The organism is Bacillus sp. 95MFCvi2.1 (genome assembly GCF_000374965.1).
GTDB classification, from domain to species: domain Bacteria; phylum Bacillota; class Bacilli; order Bacillales; family Bacillaceae_G; genus Bacillus_A; species Bacillus_A pseudomycoides.
Window position 1 is genome coordinate 1 of the sequence record NZ_KB895771.1, and the last position, 1,738, is coordinate 1,738.

Genomic DNA, 1,738 nt, shown 5'->3' on the forward strand with positions numbered 1-1,738 from the left:
CACACCCGTTCCCATACCGAACACGGAAGTTAAGCTCTCTAGCGCCGATGGTAGTTGGGACCTTGTCCCTGTGAGAGTAGGACGTCGCCAAGCAACTTTAGACGAGTCAGAATGACTCGTCTTTTTTGTGTTTTTACATAATAAGCGAATGATCGAAGAAAAAAATTCCAATGGGACTTTTATGTCTACATATGGTATGAAGAGACATATATGAAAAGGGGGAGAAAAACATTAAAGGAATAAGTATGCTATTAATTGCGATTATACTATGGGGGATAGCAATTGCTCCGACAAAATGGGCGTTAGAGTCAATTCAGCCATTCACCCTATTATTTCTTCGTCTTTGCTTTGCTGGCGGGATATGTCTATTGTTTTTTTTTCAGCAGCTACGAAAAAGTATTGTTAATAGGGATGTTCCGTGGAAAAGGATAAGCGTATTATCTTTTACTGGTGTGGCGGGATATTTTATGTTTACCTCGTATGGGATTTCTTTAACAAGTGGATTGCATGTTAGCATCATTGATGCTGCTTTACCTTTAGTTACAATTATTTTCTCGGCACTGTTTTTAAAAGAAAAGATTCAGTTAAACTATTGGATTGGAATTATATTAGGTTTTATAGGAGTAATATGTATTACCATTCCATCTGGTAATGATAATCAAAGCGCTTCTCTAGTTGGGGACATACTTATTTTATTAAGTACTTTTTTATTTGCTTTCTATACAATATTATTAAAAAGACCAAAACAAGAAAAGAATCTATCAAACGAAGTATTTACAACGTTAACATTAATCATAGGGGCAATCATTCTATTCCCCTTTGCAGTTATCGAAACTTTTTATTATGGTCTACCTCAAATAGAAACATGGAAGACAGGGCTTAGTTTTACATACCTTGTTGTTTGTGCAACAATCCTAGCTTATTGGTTTTGGAATAAGGCACTAGAAAGAATTTCGGCATCAGTAAGTGGGTTGTATTTAAATGCTTTACCACTTATAAGTATTATTGCTTCGGTTATTTTATTAAAAGAATCTTTAACATGGAAGATATTAATAGGAGGATGTCTAGTTTTATTTGGGGTTATCTGGGCGGATAAAGGTAAATTAAGTACTCTAATGAAATCCGTTGATCGACAAACTACAGAAGATAGGAAGTACAAAACATATTAATGCCAGAATATGAAAGGGGGGATGCATCGAATGGCATGCCCTCTTTTTAGTTGGTTTAGAGGAGCATACAGGAAGAGTAGGGAACCCGTGTAATACAATACTAAATTATACATTTATATACTGCATTTATAATAATGAACAAAGGGATGATAATCCAAGGATGTTTGAAGTGAAATTATTTGATAAAAAACAAATTGCTAATGAAGTATTGCCATTCTTTTGACTCTGAAATAGAATGAAGGCTCCTTGAGTACGCATTTATAATATCTAGTAGGGATAAATAGTTTTACTTTTTTCTCTTTTAGAGGTACTGAGTCTATAGGAATGGAAAGGGTGTATGAATAAAAGATTAATAATCTGTGAGTGTTTATCTATAAAAGAGATAAAAAACAATTTTTTATATAAAAATCATTGACTATTTCAATATACAGGTGTAATATTATACGAGTCGCCGATAGCAACAACGCAAAACGCGACAAACGAAATAAAAAACTTAGTTGACATTGAAATATGAAAGTGTTAACATAAGGGAGTCGCAAATGAGCGGCAAACAAGTTCTTTGAAAACTG

1 protein-coding gene and 1 rRNA gene are annotated in these 1,738 nt (G+C 33.8%); both read left to right on the forward strand.

Annotation, left to right across the window (positions count from 1 at the left end; all coding sequences use genetic code 11):
* Positions 1-93 (forward strand): 5S ribosomal RNA (gene rrf / locus C568_RS32395); the annotation flags it as partial.
* A gap of 152 nt (positions 94-245) precedes the next feature.
* A complete protein-coding gene (locus tag C568_RS0130145) occupies positions 246-1,169 on the forward strand; it encodes a DMT family transporter (RefSeq protein WP_006096945.1) in 924 nt (307 codons plus the stop codon).
* Positions 1,170-1,738 lie beyond the last annotated feature (569 nt).